Annotated in this window: 2 protein-coding genes; both read right to left on the bottom strand. The window is 53.2% G+C overall.

Annotation, left to right across the window (positions count from 1 at the left end; translation table 11 throughout):
* Positions 1-238: 238 nt before the first annotated feature.
* A complete protein-coding gene (locus D9N13_RS17600; RefSeq protein ID WP_290592717.1) occupies positions 239-9,400 on the bottom strand; it encodes a non-ribosomal peptide synthetase in 9,162 nt (3,053 codons plus the stop codon).
* The gene (locus tag D9N13_RS17595) at positions 9,397-21,948 is read right to left on the bottom strand and encodes a non-ribosomal peptide synthetase (protein WP_290592716.1); all 12,552 of its coding nucleotides are present in this window, start codon (positions 21,946-21,948) and stop codon (positions 9,397-9,399) included. The genes D9N13_RS17600 and D9N13_RS17595 overlap by 4 nt, the downstream gene beginning before the upstream one ends.
* Positions 21,949-22,035 lie beyond the last annotated feature (87 nt).

Genomic DNA, 22,035 nt, shown 5'->3' with positions numbered 1-22,035 from the left:
TGATTGAGCCTCTGCCCCGGCCAGCCAGGGGCGGATAAACTCCCCAATCATACCCTGCGGTAGTGTCCCGCACACGGAGTTCACGCCATTATAACCTTATACATGACCTTTTATGACCCATGGTTATGACGTTTGTTCAACGAACAACCAAGCCGGACAGCCCCTGACGACAGCCCCTGACGACAGCCCCCTAAACTTCTTAGGAGGCCTTTTTAAAGAAGCCTTTTATAGCAAACGTTTACAGAAAACCTTCGTCGCGACCACTTTCCTCCGCGCTGGACCCCACCTGTTGTTCTGCGGTTTGTGCTGCCCATTTCATGGTGTCAAGATACTGGGCAATATCGGCAATGGTGTGGAGCTCGAACAACGAACGCAACTGTATGTCCACTTCGAATGCCTGCCGAAACTTCGATACCGCCCGCGCCGCCAGCAATGAATGGCCACCCAGGTCAAAAAAGCTGTCATGAATGCCAATGTCACTGACTCCCAGCACCTCACTCCAGATCTGTGCCAGTTTTTCTTCCGTTTCGTTTCTGGGTGCAACATAGGGCGGTCTGCCGCTGTGATCGGGATCCGGCAACGCCTTGCGGTCCACTTTACCATTGGGGGTCAGCGGCCATTGCTCCAGGGTCACCACAGAAGCCGGCACCATGTAATCGGGCAGGGATGAGCGCAACCGGGCCTTCACGGATTCGGTGGCAAGCCCAGCCGGCGCGATAACATAGGCCACCAACTGCTCATTCTTCACCAGGATCAGACTATCCTGCACCTCAGGCAAGCCATTCAGGGCAGCCTCGATTTCACCCAGCTCAATGCGCAAGCCCCGAATCTTCACCTGAAAATCCTTACGCCCCACGTATTCAATGGTGCCATCCGGGCGTGCCCGCACCAGATCACCGGTCCGATACCATTGGCCCTCTGAGCAATAGGGATTCTGCTGGAAGACAGACTGGCTCAACTCCGGCCTGTTCAAGTATCCGTTGCCCACCCCGGCTCCGCCTATGCACAGCTCACCCACAATGCCGGGAGGAAGCAGATGGTCGGCGTTATCGACAATGTATAGCTGGGTGTTGCCAATGGCCTTGCCAATCGGAATCACCGCAGAATCCCGAGCGGGATCGAATACATGGTAGGACACCACATCGGTACATTCCGTAGGGCCATAACTGTTCACCAACTTGCAGCCCCCTGCCTTCAACCAGGGTAGCAATGCCTCCTGCCGAATCGGCTCTCCGCCAAGAATGAGATAGCGCAAGCTGGGGAACGGGTAACCCGCTTTTGAAGGGTCTTCCACCAAAGGGTAAAACGCACTGGGGGCACAATTCACTACGGTGATGTTTTCACTCTCCAGGGTGCGTGCGATCACTTCCAGGTCAAAATCCGACATGTCAGGAATCACCAGGGCGCCACCCACCAGCAGCGGTGCAAACAGATTTTTCTGGGTCAAATCGAAACCGAAAGCGCCCATTAACAAAAACCGGTCTGCTGCGGTTAGCCCCAGGTCATTAATGTACCAGGACTGCAGGTTCACCTCACCGGAATGCCGGACTTCAGCACCTTTGGGCTGCCCTGTGGAACCGGAGGTGTAGATGACGTAAATGGCATCCTCCGGTTGTGGTAAGGTCGTCGATGTATCCGCCGCCGCATCGCGCCACGCACTATCAACATCCAGCTCCAGCACCTGCGCTGCATTACCCTGCAAAACATCCTCTAACCGCTCGCGCACGCAACGCTGTGTGATCAACACCTGAGCGCCGGAATCCTCCAGAATGTACGCCAACCGTTGCGCGGGATAGTTGGAATCCATCGGCACATAGGCGGCGCCGCATTTCAGCACCGCCAACACCGCTACCAGCATATCCACACCACGATCAAGACAGATTCCCACGCGCTCGCCCCGGTCCACGCCGCGCTGGCGCAAGATCGCCGCCAAGGCGTCGGACTGCTGATGCAGTTGCGCGTAGGTCAACTGTTCCTGACCCTTTCGTACGGCAATGGCCTGCGGAGTGAGATCTTTCTGCCGCAGAAAGCCATGGACCACGGTTGCCATCTCCAATGGTTGCCCCGCGGTGGTTGGCGGCGGCACCTGCTCTTGCGGTAATCTAAGCTCAAGCTTGCCGATATTGCCGACCCCGTCAAGAATCTGCTGGCTCAACTGTTCCAGGCGCGGCAGAAAGGCCAGATCGGCGAACAGATCCGCCATGTAGATAAGATTCAACTCCAGCCAGCCATCCTGTTGATGCACAACAAACTGTACCGGGCCATCCTGCAGCTGCGGATAGGCCTTCAGTTTGATAGCGTCCCCAAACAACGTCATCGATGGGATAAAGTTGTAATAATTGAACATAAAGTTCAACCGCCCTTGCGGCAGCAACCTGCCTTGGGCCAGCAGGGAAACATTGGCGTTCGCCCGCAGGGATTTACGATACTGACGGATGTGGCTGAAGAGGTCCCCCACTTTGGCGTCACGACGGAACAGCTCCTTGGGATACACCACCGGCATCACTTGAAAGTAATTACCGAAAGCCCGTTGCTGCTGACCGACCCGGCCACCCACCACCTCAGACACAAAGAAGTCATCTTCGCCGCGACAGTAGGCGTTGATCAACAATCCGTAGAGTGCCTTGAAATACAATGAAGGGGTTATCCTGTGCTGCGTGCAGAACGCCTGCAATCGATCCCAATGCTGATCTGTAAGACGAATACTCTGCTCAACTCGCCTGGCCTGGGCTTTCTGGCTGGGTGGAATGGCAAAGTCCAACGCTTCCAGTGACGAACTCTGTTGCTTCCAGAATGCCACCACCGCTGCTGAATCCGTGCGGCGGCGGTTATCCTCAACATATTGAGCGAAGATATCCGGTGCCGGTTGACAGGGCATGCCCGAGCGCAGGGCTTGCGTGTAGGCGATGGAATGCTTGAGGTGAACTGCCATCCCGGCGCCATCCAAAATGATATGATTCATTCTGAATACAACCAGGTGACGGCCGCGATCCAGCTTGAATATAAAATACTGACTCAATGCGCCGGCAATATCATAAGGCTGCCAGATAAGGGATTGGGCCTGCTGAGCGGCGGCTTCATCGCTGGTCTGTCGATCGGTCCAGTCTTCAATCACCGGCTCCACACTGCCGTTCTTATCAATGCAGAGATAAGCCACATCGGTGTATGGCAGATCGGATACCACAATGCCGGCGCGCAGCAACGGGTGATCCTGCACCAGCTTTTTGCTGGCCGCCACCCACGCATCAACATCAAATTCACCGTCGGTAATAAAATGATAGCCCAGACTGTTTTTCAGTGTGTCCGGTTGCACCAGGGTATCGAGAACCATATCCCGTTGCATGGGCGACAAGGTACGCAGTTCGTAGCGGCCGGAGTCGATGGCCAATGCATCATAAAGGGATTCAACCGCAACCATCTGCACCTGATCCACCATCTGTGCGGGTTGGTCGATGAATCGATCAAGCACCCGCAGGAAGTGATGGGTCATGCGGGCGATGGTGGATTCTTCAAACAGGTCAGTGTTGTATTCGAACACGCCACCCAGGCCGGCTTCACCTTCCTGCAGAATCAAGGACAGTTCATACTTGGCCGTTTTGTGTTCCCGCGGCACCGTTTCAATACTGAGCCCGGCCATCTCTGCCTGTAATGACTCCTGGGCCACATTCTGCAGTGCGAAACCTACCTGGGCGCCGGGAGAAGTATCGGCCGTACGCTCCATTTTAATCGCGTCCAGCAACAGGTCTGCAGGCATATCCTGATGGGCATATGCGCCCAGGGACACTTCCTTCACCTGATTCAGATAATCCATGACGGAAGGGTTGTCTTCCAGACGGGTGCGGATCACCAGGCCGTTAATGAAGAAGCCGATCAGGCCTTCCAGTTCCGCGCGATTACGTCCGGCAATGGGAATGCCCACACAGATGTCTTGCTGCCCCGCGTAGCGGGAGAGCATAAGCTGATAGGCCCCCATGAGTACCATAAACGGGGTAAAGTCGTTCTGTTCACAGAACCGTGCCAAGCGCGCCGACAATGACTCGCCCAGCGTTACTTGGTAATGCGCCCCATTGAACGTCTGATGCTTGGGCCGGGGTTTATCCGTCGGCAAGCGCAGCACATCAGGCGCACCCCGCAGCGCATCCTGCCAATATCGACGCAGGGATTCCAATACCTCGCCCTGCAACCAGTTGCGCTGCCAGACGGCGAAATCCGAATACTGAATCGGTAACGGCGGCAGAGGCGACCCCTGCCCGGCGGCAAAGGCGGGATACAATGCCTCTATTTCCTGCACCAACACGCCCAGCGACCAACCGTCAGAAACAATATGATGCATATTCAGCAGCAGGATATGAGTATCTTCATCCAGCTTGAGAATACGGGTGGTAAACAGGGCATCGTCCTGCAGGGAATAAATCCGGGCAGCATCCTCATCCACCCAATGAGTAACCTGTTGCTGCTGTGCTGTTGGGTCCAGATGTGAGAGGTCGATCAACTCCGAGCGCCATGGCTGTGGCTCGTGCACCAACAGCCGGGGCACACCATCGCATTCCCCAAAGTTTGTTCGCAGCACCTCATGGCGGGTGGCGATTTCGCCGAACACACGATCCAGCACCGCGATATCCAACGCACCTTTTATCTTAAGTGCCGATGGCAGGTTGTATTCACTGCTGCCCTGATTAAGCTGATCAACAAACCACAGTCGATATTGTGCGAATGACAAGGTATCCCGATTGGGGGGATCCAAAGCAATCAAGGGTGGTGCATCCGCCACACTGGTGGATGCAGCGGTGCTGATGTATCGCACCAGTTTTTCAATGGTGGGTGCCTCAAACAGCGCCCGCACAGACAGCTCCACATTAAACGCTTTGCGTATCCTGGATACTACTTGAGTGGCCAACAGGGAATGGCCGCCGCTTTCAAAGAAATTGGCCTTAACACTGATATGCGGCAGTTTAAGCACCTGGCACCAGATATCGGCAATCTGTTGTTCACTTTCATTGCGGGGTGAAACCACTTCAGCGGCACCACTGAAATCGGGTTCAGGCAACGCCTTACGGTCCACTTTGCCATTTGGAGTCAGTGGCCAAACCGCAACACCCACAATGCTGGCGGGCACCATGAATTCAGGCAGCAAGCGTCTCAACTCGGCTTTGGCCGCGTCGACGTCAAGAGCGGTGTCGGTCAGCACATAGCTGACCAGGGTATCGTTACGAACCAGGGAAATAGCATCCTGTACACCGGGCAGGATTTTCAGTTTGCTGTCGATTTCCCCCAATTCGATTCTTAGGCCACGCAACTTGACCTGGAAATCCGCGCGACCGATATAGCAGTAGCGGCCGTCTTCATCAAGGCGGCAAATGTCCCCGGTTCGGTACCAACGACCTTCGCTGAACGGACACGGCCGAAAGGATTCAGCATTCAGTTCCGGGCGCTGCCAATACCCGGCTCCTACCCCTTCTCCCGCTACCCGCAGTTCTCCAGCCGCCCCTCGTGGCATGAGATTACCCTGCTTATTGACAATATACAGTGCGGTGTTGGGAGTGGGCACGCCAATGGGCAGTGATTCAGTGGCAGGTGGTATTGACTGCACACTGTAAGACGAGACCACATCGCTGCATTCGGTGGGGCCGTAACTGTTGGTCAGGGTTGCATTAGTACCGCGCTCGGCTAACCAGCGGCCCATTATATCCAGGCGAATGGGTTCACCACCCAACACCACATGACGCAAACTGCGAATGCGATGCGCCGATTCCAGCAGTGGGTAGAACGCTGAAGGCGCGCAATTCACAACGGTGACATTGTGTTTTTCGATATCGGCGACCAGTGAATCCGGATCATATTCCGCGGCAGTGGGAATAACCAAAGCACCACCACTGCACAGCGGTGCGAACAGATTCTTCTGAGTCAGATCGAAGCCAATGGCAGACATCAGTAAAAAGCGATCGTTGTGATCGCACTGCAACAGGTCCTGATACCAATCCAGCAGATTGGCCTCTCCCCGCTGGTAAACACCGGCGCCTTTAGGCTGACCGGTGGAACCAGAGGTATAAACATAGTACAACAGGGAATCCAGATTCACGGCTGCCGCCGGACCATCGGCAGGCACTTCAGCCAATGCCGCCTCCAGATTGTCCACAATCAATAGCGCGGTAGACTCCGGTATGCTGGCTTCACCAGCAGTAAAGCGATCTAAAACACAGGACTCGCTGATAAGTGCATCGGCGGCAGAATCCTGCAGGATAAACGCCAATCTTTCTGCCGGATAATGAGAATCCAGGGGCACATAAGCCGCACCGGATTTAATGACGCCCAGATACAGTGGCACTAGCGTCAGATTTCGACTGACACACACGGCAACACGACTTTGATCTGTGATCTTGTTGGCCACAAGCCAGTTGGCAACCTGATTGCTTAAGGCATCCAGTTGTTCATATGTCAGAACTTGATCATCCCAGATTACCGCCGCAGAGCCGGGGCTACGGGCAACCTGTTCAGAAAACCGTTGTAGCAAAGTGGGGCCAACCGGTCTGGAGCCGCCCCGGGCGATGGCCAGCAACTCATCACGTTCCTCTGAGAACAACCAATCGTGCTGGTTAAGCTCAGTGGTGGTATTAAGAATCTGTTCGTGCACTCGGGCCATTCGCTCCAGCAACTGAAACCCGGCGAACTCGTTCTCCCGATAACTTAACCGAATCTGCACGGAAGCATCCGATGGTGTTACCAAAAGCTTGACCGTACCCGGATTATCCGGCTGCATCGGTTGCAGAACCACCTCATTTCCCTGCAGCGTCAATGGACGGGATATCTCCGGCAGCCGATAATTAAACTGAAACTCCAGTGCGTCTGCCGACAATAGCTCGGATCGGCTCAACATGGAGAGAAACTGCGCGTCGCCAACACTTTTTTTCCATTGACGGTTCTGAATTAACAACTCATCAAACGTGCCCGCGGTAATTGCATGTTGGACATGAGGTGTGAACTGAAACAAACAACCGATCCACTGCGAATTGGCATCGCTACGGCCTGCCCCCGCATCGACCAGCACAAACTCCTCTGAATGATAAAAACACTGCTGTAGAGCCACCGTGTACAATGTGCGCAGATAGTTTGCCTGGGATACCCCGTGTCGCTGACAGAAATTCACCAGTTGCTCATAGTGTTCAGCGCCAATGGTCCAATTCTGACTGACGGCTTCACCGGGTTGTTGCCGTTTCACCGCAACGGATTCATGTTGCTTGAGCTGGTCACGCCAATAGGCCAAGGTAGCGTTCCGGTCGGACACTGCCATTCTGTTTAGAATCCAGCTCCTCACTTCCTCCAGCGGCGTACTGGCAACTGGCTCACCGTTATAGGCAGCCACAAACTGCTGAAAATGGCGCAGTTTGCTGATGCCGTCGAACACCGAATGGTGGGCCGCAACGATAAGGCAATGACGCGCTTCAGACCACCTCACCAGATGATAGCGTACCAGCGGTTGGGCTTCGATATTCCAGGCCGGCAGCGCCAGAGCACTGACCCGCTCCATGAATTGCGGTTCATCCACAGCAATATCAGACCAGTCGTGCTCCAGCAACTCAATTTCACGGTGAACACAGATCAACTGATACAGCGGATCCGCACCGGGCACGTCACAGGTGACGATACGGGATCGTAACAGTGGATTGGCATCCGCTACCTGCTGCAACGCTGCCTTGACCTGCCGCGCTTCCACCTGTGGCAAATTCACATGGTAGCCGATCGCGTTACGGTTGCTGTCCGGTTCCCGCAGGCTGTCCAGGCAAAAATCACGCTGCATGGGAGTAAGCGGCAGGGCTGCATCAAAGCTGCCCTCCGGAGCCAACAGCTGCAGCAGATCCTGCTCCTGATAAAGCTGTACGGCGTCGATATTCTGATCCAGGTTTTCACACAGGAGGGTCAGCGCTCGGCAAAAATGATCAATGAAGCGGGTGATGGTGCGTTCATTGAATAAGTCCGTATTGTACTCCAGCATGCCGTCCACACAATCGCCGTGGTCCGCCAGCATCATGGTCAGATCCAACCGCGCTGCCACCAGCTCGATGGGCATGGGTTCGATCTCGAGGCCGCCCAATACCGCTTTCCTGGCCGTGCCATCACCACTGGTCAACGATAACGCCACCTGATACAACGGAGAGAAGCTTAGGTTGCGTGGGGTATTCAGCTCTTCGACAATCGCCTCAAACGGCACATCCTGATGGCTTTGCGCGCCCAGCACTTTGTCTTTTACTTGGGCCACCAATTGTCGAAAACTGGGATTGCCTTTCAGATCGGTGCGGATCACCAGTGTATTGACAAAAAACCCGATCAACCCTTCTACTTCCGCACGGGTCCGGCCTGCTACCGGCATACCTACGCATAAGTCTTGCTGCTGGGCCCACTTTGACAAAACCAGCTTATAGGCTGCCATGAATACCACGTACAACGTGGTATCAAACTCCCGTGCAACTGCCCGCAAGCGCGCAGTAAGCTGTTCATCAATTGTAATTGTTCGAGTTGCACCATTGAGGGTTTGTAACGCTGGTCGGGGCCGATCAAATGGTAACGCCAATTGCGCCGGCGCAGCGTGCAATGCTTTGCGCCAATAGCTTAATTGCCGGTCCAGTTCATCTCCTTGCAACCAGTCACGCTGCCAGGCGGCAAAATCCGCGTATTGAATCTCCAGCTCCGGCAACGGAGCTTGCGCGCCCATCCTCTCCGCTGCATACAAAGCGGATATTTCACGAACGAAAACCCCCATGGACCAACCATCGGTCACAATATGGTGCATGGTAACTATCAAGCCATGCTTGTTATCATCCAACTTATACAGGCGGGCCCGTATCAATGGCCCCACACTGAGATCAAAGGAGGTGCGTACCTCCTGTTCCACCTTCGATTTAACCGCCTGCATCCGATCCTGCTCGGGCAGATCCATAAGCGATTCGAATGGTATTGGGAAATGATCAATGTCACGCACAACCTGAGCAGGCTCTTCGCCCTGTAGCAAAAATACCGTACGCAATGCTTCGTGTCGTTGGATCAGTTTCAGGAAGGCACGCTGCAACGCCTCCACATCGAGGATACCGCTAAGATACAGGGCGGCCGGAATATGAAAAGTACTGCTGCCCGGCGTCAGCTGTTCAATAAACCAGAGCCGCTGCTGGGCATGAGATAACGGAATAAAACCTTGCCGATCAACCTTGGGTAAAGTGGCGCCACCACCGGATTCCACCACTTTGGTTTCACTGAGAAAATCGATGACTGCCTGCTTATTGTCAATGAGATTCTGCTTTAACTCCGGCGTCAGTGCGCCTTTGGGTGCCTTGAATTTTAACTGGCCCTCTTCTACCCAAAGCTTGATTCCCACGGCCCCCATCTTGGCCATCAACTCATAAACTGTCATAGAGAACCTTCCTCATAGTCGTCTTCGTTCAACTCCGTTACCTCCGCCGGCGCAATGGTCAGGCTCTGAATGATCTCAGCCAGAGCCGCTACGGTAGGTACTTCAAACAGAGTGCGCAAAGGCAACTCAATACCTGTTTTTTGTTTTAATCTTGTGGCTACTTTGTTGATCAGCAATGAATGGCCGCCCAGATCGAAGAAATCATCGAATACACCAACCTTATCCAGTTCCAATACCTCCTGCCAGATCTGCACCAGCACGGCTTCCGTCTCGTTGCGGGCCGCAACAAACTCGTTGGCGACGAAGTCTTCTGGCGTTGGCTCAGGCAAGGCGCGGCGATCCACTTTACCGTTGGGGTTCAGTGGCAGTGCGTCCAACATAACGATGGCACTGGGCACCATATAGTCGGGCAAGCTTTGTTTTAACTTGGCTTTCAGCTCGGCAACGGATCGTGGCTCCATCGTCGGCTGTTTTTCACAATACGCCACCAGCTGCTTTGAACCATTAGCCAGCGCCCGTACCACCACTGTGGATTCGCGCACGGAATCCAGAAGATTGAGTGCAGTCTCAATTTCACCCAACTCAATGCGGTAACCCCGAATCTTAACCTGATCATCAACACGGCCTGAGATCTCCAATGCGCCATCAGCCAACAGACGCCCCAGGTCACCGGTTTTATACAGGCGCTCACCGGGTTTAAACGGGTGCTCGATAAACGCGGACGCGGTCAGATCATCACGATTAAGATAACCGTCCGCCAATCCCATGCCTCCCACATAGATCTCGCCGTTGACACCAATGGGTACGGGTTTGAGGGCATCATCCAATACGTACAGCGAGCTGTTGGCCAGGGGGCGTCCGATGGGTATGGTGGTGGAGCCGGGCAGCACATTCTTCACCTCATACCAGGTAGAGAACGTCGTGTTTTCAGTGGGGCCATAAACATGCAATAAATGCTTTGGTCCCACTCCGGAATCGATCACTGACTTGACCTGATTAGGGTCGCAGGCTTCTCCACCAAACAGGCAATAGTCCAACCCGGAAAACACACTCAGTTGCTCTTTGGTCAGCGCGTTAAACAGCGCAGTGGTAATAAAGAGAATGTTAATGCGTTCCTGAGCGATGGCCGCAGCGAATCGCCCGGCATCCAATGTGGTTTCACGATCGAAACAAACAATGGTGCCGCCATTCAGCAAGGCACCCCACAGCTCAAAGGTGGCCGCATCGAAGGACACGTTGGATGCATGCCCCATACGGAGTCCGGGTGTCAGCTCAACGTAATCCGTATTCAACACCAATCGGGACACCGCCACCTGGGGTACGCACACGCCTTTCGGCTTACCGGTGGAACCCGAGGTATAGATAACATACGCACGGGAACGACTGCCTTGCGACAGGCGTACAGCAGGGTTATCATCAGACAGATTGGCACTTTGTTCCAGTAACGCATCCAGTGACAATACAGTCGTTGACACCTGAGCAGTCATACTGCGCATGCGCTCCAGATTATCTTCGAAGGTAATCAGCAGTGGGGTGCTGGTGTCCTCTACAATGTGCTCAATGCGTTCCTGGGGGTAGTCCGGGTCTATTGGAACATAGGCCGCTCCGGCTTTCAGCACCGCCAACATGGCCTCTACCATGGCCAGAGAACGATTAAAGCTGATGGCGACATCCTGCCCGGCCCTGACCCCTTTATCGATCAACAACCGCGCCAGTTTATTAACCTTCTGGTTAAGCTGTTCATAGGTTATCTTCTGAAAGCCATACTCCCAGGCAATGGTGTTGGGCCGTTTTTCCACCTGCTGCTCAAACAACTCCACCAGGGTGGAGTCCGATGCAAACAACCGATCGGTGTCGTTCCAGCTGTGAACAAGTTGTTGTTCCTCGCGCATACTCAGCAACGGAATATCCGCAAGCCGAATACCTGGAGCGCCCTGCACTGTCAACAGCATATGTTCGATATGGGTTAACATGCGGTGGATGGTGTCTTGTTCAAACAGGAAACTGTCAAAGGAAAAGCGCAACACCAACTCTTTACCGGGAATTACAATCAGCGTGAGAGGAAAGTTCGTTTGCTGGAACGCATCAACGTTTCCGATACTGAGAGATGCCTGTGTTTCTTCCAGTGTTTCGTCGATAGGGTAATTTTCAAATACCAAAATGGATTCGAACAAGGCCTGCTTGGAACTCAACTCACTGGCCTTATGTACTTCCACCAGAGAGCTGTATTCATAGTTTTTAACTTCGGACTGGCGCGTCTGTTGTTCCTGCAACCAGTCGATAAAATTAGCACCCGGTTTAATCTCCATGCGCATGGGCAGCGTATTGATGAACAACCCAACCATCACCTCAATTCCGGGCAACTCCGGTGGCCGCCCCGATACGGTTGTGCCGAACAAAACATCCTGCTCACCACTGTACCGATTCAACAACAGCGCCCAAACACCCTGCAATATTTGATTCAGGGTAATACGGTAGCGTTTGGCCACCTCCTGCAATCCTTTTAACAGACTGCCACTGATGCTGATTTCCATTTCGCGGTAGCGCGCGGCGCTGTCTTGGGTTCGGGACTTCAGATCAACGATGGCAGCGGAATTACGCACCGGTATAGGGGTGGTGGCCGTGAACCCCGCCAGATAACTTCGCCAGAATTCGAACGCTGCATGCTGATCCTGCTTGAGCAACCAACCGATAAAATCCTGATAGCGAGGTGCCGAAGCCAGTGCCAACTCGGAACCGTCAACAATTGATTCGTAGGTGGCAAACAGCTCACCAAATACCACCGGCATTGACCATCCATCCAGCAGAATATGATGAAAACTCCATACCAACTGATGTTGATGGTCCGGCAGCGTCACCCAGCTGAGGCGCATCACGCCGTGACGCTTGAAATTAAAGCCAAGATTTCGGTCATCACACAACAGACGTTCAAATTTGGCCTGTGCCACAGTCGAGTCCAGCCCCGACCAGTCATAACGCTGAACATCAAGTTCAACACTGTCCAGAACCACCTGCAGCGGTTTGGCAAGACCTTCCCAAACGAAGCCGGTACGCAGAATCTGATGCCGTGAGACGACCTTTCGCCAGGCATCAAACATGGCCTCTTCGTTAACCGGACCGCTAATGGGCACCATAATCTGGTCGAAATAAACCCAGGACCCGGGTTCATAGAGCGCGTGAAACAGCATCCCTTCCTGCACCGGAGAAAGCGGCATGATGGTCTCAATCCCCGGCCTGTCAGCCAACTGATCCACCTCAGATTGCGAGAGGTTTGCCAAAGGAAAATCAGAAGGGGTATAGCCAAAATGACCACTGCTGCAATGCTCAACAATGGCATGCAACTGCTCCATATATTGGTCGGCTAAGCGGGCAACCGTATCCGCCCCATGGCAGTTCTTGCTATAACGCCAGGCCAACGCCAGGCGCCCATTCTGAACACGCGCGCTGACTTCAAACAGATAATGCCGTTCACCGTTTGCCGAGATCTCATCACCTGTCTTTTCACTGGCCTGAGTTAGGAACCCACCCTGCTCCACCACCTGATCCAACTGACCAAGATAATTAAAGCTGATGGCAGAAGAAGAAAAAGAGGCCGGCTGTGTATCACTGCTGCCAGAGCGGAGATAACGATACAACCCATAGGTGATTCCTTTATGGGGAACATCACGCAAAGCCTGCTTTACAGATTTTACAACAGCGCCGATATCCGTCTCAGCTACAGATTCACCGGGACCACTCAGGCGCACGGGATAAATACTGGTAAACCAACCCACCGTTCTGGAAATATCAAGCTGTTCGCTGATGAACTCGCGACCATGCCCTTCCAGATCAACCGACAAGGATGAGCGTCCGCTCCACTGGGTCAGGGCCTGGTACAACGCTGCCAACAACAAGTCATTGATTTCCGTCCGATAGGCCCTTCCGCACTGCTTCAACAATCGTTCGGTGAATGATTCCGACAACTCCCGCTCGACCATTTCAACTGAACCGACATTGTTGGCTCCCACAAAATCCTGAGGCAAGGTATGGTCTGCTCCGGCGCTGACTGCGTCCCAATAGGCATAATCATCTGCCAGCTCACTGGATTGTGCCCACTGGGCCAGGGCCTCGGACCACTGCCTGAACGAAGTGGTCTTGGCGCCTAAATCTATCTTGGCGCCGCGAACAGCAAGTGCAATGGCGGATTGCAGATCTTCCAGAAGTATTCGCCACGAAAACACATCGATCACCAGATGGTGGACAATGATGGCGAGGCGAGCCGGTTCTGAATCACCCAAATCAAAGTATATAAAACGTGCCAACGGCCCGTTCTTCAGGTTCAACGACGACTGCGCCTGATTGGTGATGTGCTCTATTTGCTCGGCACGTAAATTACCCGGCAACCCGGACAAATTGACAACTTCAAAAGATTCTGCCAACAACGTTTCAAGCTGCTCAACGTGGCTATAGTGCTGAGCCCACTGTGAATCCTGAACAACGAATCGCGCCCGCAGCATGTCATGTTGATAGAGAACAGCTTCAAGGCATGATTCCAGATGCTCCACCTGCACCCGCTTATCCACCTGCAGCAGCAGCGACTGGTTAAATTGATGCAGATCCGTTTTCTGATTCAGAAAATACCAATGCTGGATCGGGGTCAGAGGAATTTCACCGGAAACCAGCCCCTGTTCCGCCAGCACAACATCCTGCAGCTCCCGTGCTACTTCGCTCAACTCGGCGATGGTCTGATAATCGAATATCTGCTTGGCGGTAATGTGTATCCCTGCACGTTTGGCCCGACTGATAATTTGAATACTCAGAATCGAATCGCCGCCCAATTCAAAGAAATTATCATGGACGCCCACTGTATCGGCTTTTAGAACCTGTTCCCAAATTTGGGCCAGCGCCTTTTCCTTATCTGTTCTGGGAGCCACGTACTCATATTCACCGGCTTTTTCAAACACCGGCTCCGGAAGTGCCCGTTTATCCACTTTACCGTTGGCGGTTAATGGAAACTGCTCGAGGACAGTAAAGGATGCCGGCACCATATGCTTGGGCAGATATTCCAAAGCCATCTGCCGCAGTGACTGTGCGTCGCCGGTGCCATCAAGTTTCACATAGGCAACCAAACGCTTTTGGTTGTCGGCGTCCAGCTTCACCATCACTACCACATCCTGAACCACATCAATGCGGCTCAGATTGGCTTCAACTTCACTAAGCTCTATACGGAATCCACGCACTTTAACCTGATCATCAGCCCGCCCCAGGATCTCGATATCGCCCTCATCGTTATACCTGGCGATGTCTCCCGTACGATACAAATGGGCCGAGGATTTTGAAGAAAACGGATCAGGCAGGAAGGATGCCGACGTGCGTTCCGGGTCGTTAAGGTAACCCACGGCAACCCCGTCGCCACCCACGTAGAGTTCACCTTTGACACCCACAGGAACCGGTTGCAAAAATTCATCCAGAACATAGGCAGTGGATCCACTGATGGGCCGGCCCACCGGAACATTGGTTGCATTTTCCGGTATAAAGGTTATGTCCTTAAAAGTAGAGAACGTAGTGTTTTCGGTTGGGCCATAGCCGTTTAACAGGTGCTTGGGTTTACACTGCTTTATCGCAGATCGAATGACACTGGGATCCAGCGGTTCACCGCCGACAATCAGATATTTAAAGCGGGAAATAATCCGTTGTTCCGTGGCCATATACATATTGAATAACGCAGTGGTGATAAACGAGGTATTGGCCCCGGTACGGGTCATCTCCCGCAGGAATGCGTCGGGATTCAGAATCTGATCCTTGGTGAACAACACCATGGCCGCACCATTCAACAGTGGTGCCCACACATCGAAGATTGCAGCATCGAACGACACATTGGACACGTGACATACGCGATCGGTGGCATCCAACGTGAAGAAATTGCTGTCCAACACCAGCCGTATCACGCTGATCTGTTTAACCAGTACCCCTTTCGGCCGACCGGTGGAGCCCGACGTGTAGATCACATACGCATGACGGGCGGGATCTGTAGAAAATCCCAGCAGCAAATTCTCGCCGTTTTTCAACTCAATCTGCGTGGCTTCCTGATCAAGCAGCACCAACTTGGTCTGCAGTGCTCCCCCACCGAGGATAGTAGTCAGCTTGTCTGCCAAATGGGAATCAGAAATAACCACGGGTGCCTTTGTATCCTGCAGCATGTATTCCACCCGTTCCACAGGATAATCCGAGTCCAGGGGTACATAGGCGCCACCGGCCTTCAGCGTAGCCAGGATACTGACAATCATATCCACCGATCTTTCCAGAGCGATACCGACATAGCTGCCGTCAGTCACACCCTGATCCAACAAATAGCGGGCCAAGCGATTGGCGCGGGTGTTAAGTTGGCGATAGCTCAGCTCAGATGTGCCGGCTATCAGGGCAACACGGTCCGGGTGCGCTTTGACATGACGCTCAAAGATCTGGTGCAAACATAAATTGCGGGGGTAGTTGGCCGCAGGGGGATTCCACTCATGGAGCACCTGTGCCCTTTCCACTTCACTCAGCATGGGAAGACGCAAGAGAGGCACATCAGGCTGCGACAGAATACCGTGCAATAGTGTCTTAAGGTGATCGAGCACCCGCTGTATAGTGGCGGAATCAAACAATGACGCATCATAAGACAGTTTCACCCGCAGTCGGTCACTGGGCTCCACTATCACAGTCATGGGAAAGTTGGTGTGCTCGATGGTGGTGATATGTCCGAAATCAATCAACTCATCAGCACTGTGTACCGCTTCCCCCACAGGATAGTTCTCGAATACAAGAATACTGTCAAACAGGCTTTGATCACCGGGCACATCCGATACCCGGTGAATATCAACCAGTGGGGTAAATTCAAACCGACGCAGGTCCACCTGCTGGTCCTGCATGGATTTAATCAAAGGCAAAATAGTACTGGTGCTATCCAAATGGATCCTGAGTGGCAGGGTATTAATAAACAACCCCACAATATTCTCTACATTGGCCAAATCGGCAGGCCTGCCGGATACCGTGGTGCCGAACACCACATCACGATCACCACTGTAGCGCGCCAGTAACACACCCCAAGCCGCCTGCAACAGAGTGTTCAATGTCACATGCTGATCTCTGGCAAACTGCTGCAGACGGCCGGTAAAGGCCGTATCCAACAACAGCTCGTTTTCAAGAAAGGTTTTCTCGCCACCGGTATTGAGGTTACGTTTATTGGGCAAGGGGGTTGCTGCTTCAAACTCAGCCAGGTACAGCTTCCAAAACTGCAGCGCATCGCCTTTGTCCACCGTTTCCAGGTAGGAGATAAAATCCTCATAGGACCCGGCCTGGGGTAAACGCGCATCCTCCCCTTTCATCAGCAGCCCGTAGGTCTGGAACACCTCACCCATCACCAGAGGCAAAGACCAGCCATCCAGTACAATGTGGTGAAAGCTCCAGATCAGGCGTGAGCGGTTACCGGGCAGATCCACCCAGGCCAGACGCATCAGCCCGGGACGTTCAAAATCAAAGCCCCGTTGCCGATCTTTCTCCAGCCAGGTTTCCATGCGTTCCTGCACCTGAGCATCGCCCATATGACGCCAGTCAAGCTCAACAATTTCCATATCAATGGCCTGATAGACGATTTGCAAAGGCCGATCGATGTCCTGCCATACAAAAGCACTGCGTAAGGCCGGGTGCCGGTTCACTACACCACACCAGGCACTTTTTAAGGTATCGCGATTAACCCCACCGAGCACCTCTACGCTGAGCTGTTCGAAATACACGCCATCATCGTTGTCGAACAGGCTATGGAACAGCATGCCTTCCTGCATGGGAGAAAGGGGGTAAACCGATTCAATATTGCGTTGCGCACCAATCAAACGGTCAATCTGTGCCTGGTTCAAACCTGACAGAGGAAAATCAGAAGGGGTATAACCGTACACATCAGGCTGCACACAATGCAGTACGATCTGCTCCAGTGCCGCCATGTAATTATCAGCAATTTTTTCGATGGTCTCGGGTTTAAACATGGAACGACTGTAGATCCAGTCTACTTGGAGTTTGTCGCCCACTATGTGGCTATTAATACTGAGCGGATGGGGAGCCATGCTTTCGAGACTATGCTCATGGCCACGACTTTGCTCTGCCACGGTAAACCAGGGATTATTGTCCAAGATGGAACTGAACTGTCCAAGATAATTAAAAACAATATCCGCAGTAGGTGCTTGCTGTAACAGTCGGTTCTGCTTTTCATTGGCCAGATAGCGCAAAGCGCTGTAGCCGAACCCCTTACCCGGGATATGGCGCAACTGCTCTTTGATGGATTTGAGATTATCCTGAACCGATTGGCCATTTTCATACTTCAAGCGTACCGGGTAAACCGAGGTAAACCACCCCACGGTACGGCTCAAATCAATCTTCTCGGAAAACGACTCCCGACCGTGCCCTTCCAGATCAAGATAAATCTCAAGGTTCCCACTCCAGTCCGAAATAGAGCGGGCCAGTGCGGTAAGGAGAACGTCGTTTATCTCAGTGCGATAAGCCTGGTGTACATCCCGCAGCAACGATTGGGTAAGCTGTTCCGACAAACCAATGGAGTAGGTAACACTTTCCGCTACGGTGGCACTGCCCCCCGGATAATCAATGGGTAAGGTGGGCTTTTCCTTTTCAATCACTGTTTCCCAGTAATCGATTTCATTGTTAAGGTGCCCCAACTGAACGCCTTCAATCAATGCCTCGGTCCATTGACGATAGGACGTGGTCTTATAGCCGAGCTTGGGCTCCTGTTGTTTCTGGGCACTCTCCAAAGCGGTATTAAAATCCTCAATCAGGATGCGCCAGGACACACCATCCACTACCAGATGATGCAGCACCAGTAAAAGTCTGCGTCGATTACCGGACAAGGTGAACAATCCCGCAGCCAACAAGGGCCCGTGTATCAGGTCCAGGGAAGCCTGAATCTGGTTACAGTGTTCAGTAATTCGCTGCTCTTCATCGCTCACGGCAACAGAGCTGAGATCATATTCAGTCAGGGCCAGATGAGTGTCCACCCCGTCTGCCGGGGCAAAGCTCTGACGCACACCATGCTCGCTGCGTTCGAACCTCAGGCGCAACGCATCATGCTGCAACACCAGTGCATGCAATGCGCTTCTCAGCTCATCGATGGAGAACGTTTTCTCGGGCCTGATATCCAGAAGTACTGATTGGTTCCAGTGATGTTCGTTAACAAAGCGGTGATCAAAAAACCAATGTTGAATCGGTGACAGCGGGAACTCACCTTCGACCAAGCCCTGCTCCGCCAGTACCGGAGACTCAACCTCACTGGCCACCGCCGCCAGCTCTTCCACGGTCTGATTTTCGAATATCTGCTTCGTGGTGATATGCAGGCCGGCCACTTTGGCGCGGCTGATAATCTGGATGCTGAGAATGGAGTCACCACCCATTTCAAAGAAATTATCGCGAATCCCCAGCTCATCAAGATTCAATACCTGTTTCCAGATATCCACCAGAATCATTTCTTTCTCTGTTCGGGGTGGAACCCGCTTCAAGGCGGAATCCGGATCCAGCTCCGGCTTGGGCAGTGCACGCCGATCCAGTTTACCGTTTGCGGTAACAGGCAGACTCTCCATGGTGACGAAGGCAGAAGGAATCATATACTCCGGCAGAATCTGCTTGAGTTCAGAGCGGAGTTCCGTTGTCGTTGGGTTGGCGTTCTGCACTGGCACCAAATAGGCAACCAAACGCTTGACGCCGGGGTTGTCTTCCCTTGCAATAACCGTCGCTTCGCGAATGGTATTGATTTTACCCATGGCCTCTTCGATTTCACTCAGCTCGATACGGAAGCCGCGAATCTTGACCTGTTGATCCACACGGCCAAGATATTCGATATTGCCATCAGCGTAGTAACGCACCAGATCGCCGGTCTTGTATAAACGCGCCCCACTGCGCTTGGAGAAAGGATCACTGACGAAAACGTCAGCGGTCAGTTCGTCACGATTCAGATAGCCATTGGCAACGCCATCGCCACCTGTGTAAAGTTCACCGGGCACACCGATTGGGACCGGCTGCATACGTTTATCCAACACGTATACGGACGTATTTGCGATGGGCCGGCCAATGGGTACGGAATGACGCACATCCGCCACTGACTGCATTCTGAAACAACAGGTGAACGTAGTGTTCTCAGTGGGACCATAGCCGTTGATCAGCGCCAGACCGGGAATCTCCTCCAACACTTTCCGTACCAGCTTGGGTGCCAACACATCACCACCAGCCAGCAATTGCTTGAGTGGTTTTAACACCGCCAAGTGATACTCAGCTATGAAGTGGAACAGCGCGGCAGTGAACCAGGCCGCATTGACCCCGCCTTTCTCAATAACCTCGCCGATTTCATCAGGCGTTAACTGGCCACTGGGTGCGACCACAATTCTGCCGCCATTGAGTAGCGGCGCCCAGATCTCGAGGGTGGCTGCATCAAATGAGATCGGCGCATACTGCAGAAACGACAACGACTCGTCCATTGCCATAAAATCCGTGTTTCGCACCAAGCGGACCACATTACGGTGCACCACCTCAATGCCTTTCGGCTTGCCGGTAGAGCCCGATGTATACATCACATAAACCGGTGCTAACGGCCCCACCCGCAGGCCGAGATCCGCTACCGGACCGGTCAACGCCTGAAAGCCGTCCAACAGCAGGATCCTGCTTTCTTCCAATGGCAACTTCGGAAATAAATGACCATGCGCCACCACCAAAGGAGCGCGGGTATCCTCCAACATGTAGCGCAGCCGGTCCTCCGGATAAGCCGGGTCCAGTGGCACGTAGGCAGCGCCGGCTTTCATGATACCCAGTATGGCAGCAATGGTTTCCGCACTACGGTCAGCACACAGCCCTACCCGATCTCCCGGCCGAATGCCTTTTTCCTGCAACGCATGGGCGACGTGTCCGCTCATGTTATTCAGTTGCGCATACGTCAAACTGATTTCGCCGGATACCACTGCCACCCTCTGGGCATGTTCTTCACACACCTGCTGGAAAACATCCAGCACATCAGAATCACGCTCATAGGATGTGACGGTGCAGTGCCATTGCTGCAGTAACTGTTGTTTTTCGTTGGCTGGCAGATAATCCACATCATCCACCCCTTGTTCAGGGTTCTCCGCCAACTGGGCCAGAATCCGGCTGAAGTGGCCAAGCATGCGCCCGATGGTTTGGCCCAAAAACAGATCCGTGCGATATTCAAAATCACCTTTCAACTGCCCGTTTTCTTCGCGCATGTTAATGGTGATATCAAATTTGGAGGTTTCAGACTCCTCCGGCAATAACTCTATCTCTAACCCTGGCAATGAAAACGAACCGGTATTGGTGGCATTCTGCAGCACGAACATCACCTGGAACAGTGGCGTGTGGCTCATCTCACGGGCTACACCCAGCTCATCCACCAGGCGTTCAAATGGAATATCCTGGTGATCGTATGCGCCGGTCAGATTTTGCTGCACCTGCTTCAACAGTGAAAGAAAGCTCGGATTATTTTTAAGATCACTGCGGATAGCCAGCGTGTTGACAAAACACCCGATGAGTTTTTCAACTTCCGGACGAATACGACCTGCGATGGGTGTACCCACACAGATATCATCCTGTCCACTGTAGCGATGCAACAAGACCTGCAGGCCTGCCAGCAACACCATAAACAACGTTACACCCTGCTGCCGCGCAAGGTCATTGAGGGCTGCGGTCAATTCGCGGCTGAGTTGAAACGGTTGGTTGTGACCGTCGTAGCTGTGAACCGGAGGGCGGGGAAAATCCGTCGGTAATTCCAGTACCGGAACACCATCCAGACGGGTTTTCCAGTAACTGAGCTGCCGGTCCAGTCGCTCACCGGCAAGCCATTCCCGTTGCCATAATGAGTAATCGGCATACTGTATGTCGAGTTCCTGTAAAGGCGAGGCTTTATCCTGACGATAGGCATCGTACAGCAGCGCCATTTCCCGGATGAAAACCCCCATCGACCAGCCATCGGAAATAATATGATGCATGGAGACGATGATAACGTGCTCGGTACTGCTGAGACGGATCAATCGCGTACGCAACAGAGGCCCGTTGATCAGATCAAATGAGGTATGGGCATCCCCCTTGAACCGGGCTTTAATGACCTCTTCCTGCTCCTCTGTCGACAAAGGCTCCAAACTGATGGTCGGCAATTCCCAACGCTGATGCTCGTTGATGACCTGACGCCCCTGACCTTCTTCCGAGACAAAAGTGGTTCGCAATACCTCATGGCGGCGCACAATATCGTCAAAGCTCATACGCAGAGCTTCAACATCCAAAGCACCTTTCAAGCGCAACGCCGCAGAAATGTTGTAACTGGCACTTCCGGACTGCAATTGATCGATAAACCATAGCCGCTGCTGCGCATAGGACATGGCAACGCGATCATTTCCCCTGCGCTCAAACGGCGTAATAGTGTCCTTCCTGGGTTCTGCTCCTTCTGATTTTTTCTTTTTCAGTTGCTTCAGCAACGCTTCCCGTTGCTCCGGAGTCAGGCTGGCCAGGCGGCTCAGTAACTTCTTGTCTGTCATTAAATGATTAGCCCATTTTTATTGGTATTTCAGTGATCCTGCACTGCTGATTAAAAATCAACCTGAAACACACTGTATTTATGTACC

It is taken from the genome of Ketobacter sp. GenoA1, from assembly GCF_003671475.1.
In the GTDB taxonomy this organism is placed as follows: domain Bacteria; phylum Pseudomonadota; class Gammaproteobacteria; order Pseudomonadales; family Ketobacteraceae; genus Ketobacter.
Note: the sequence above shows the minus strand (reverse complement) of the source record. Positions and strands in the feature narration are given on the sequence as shown.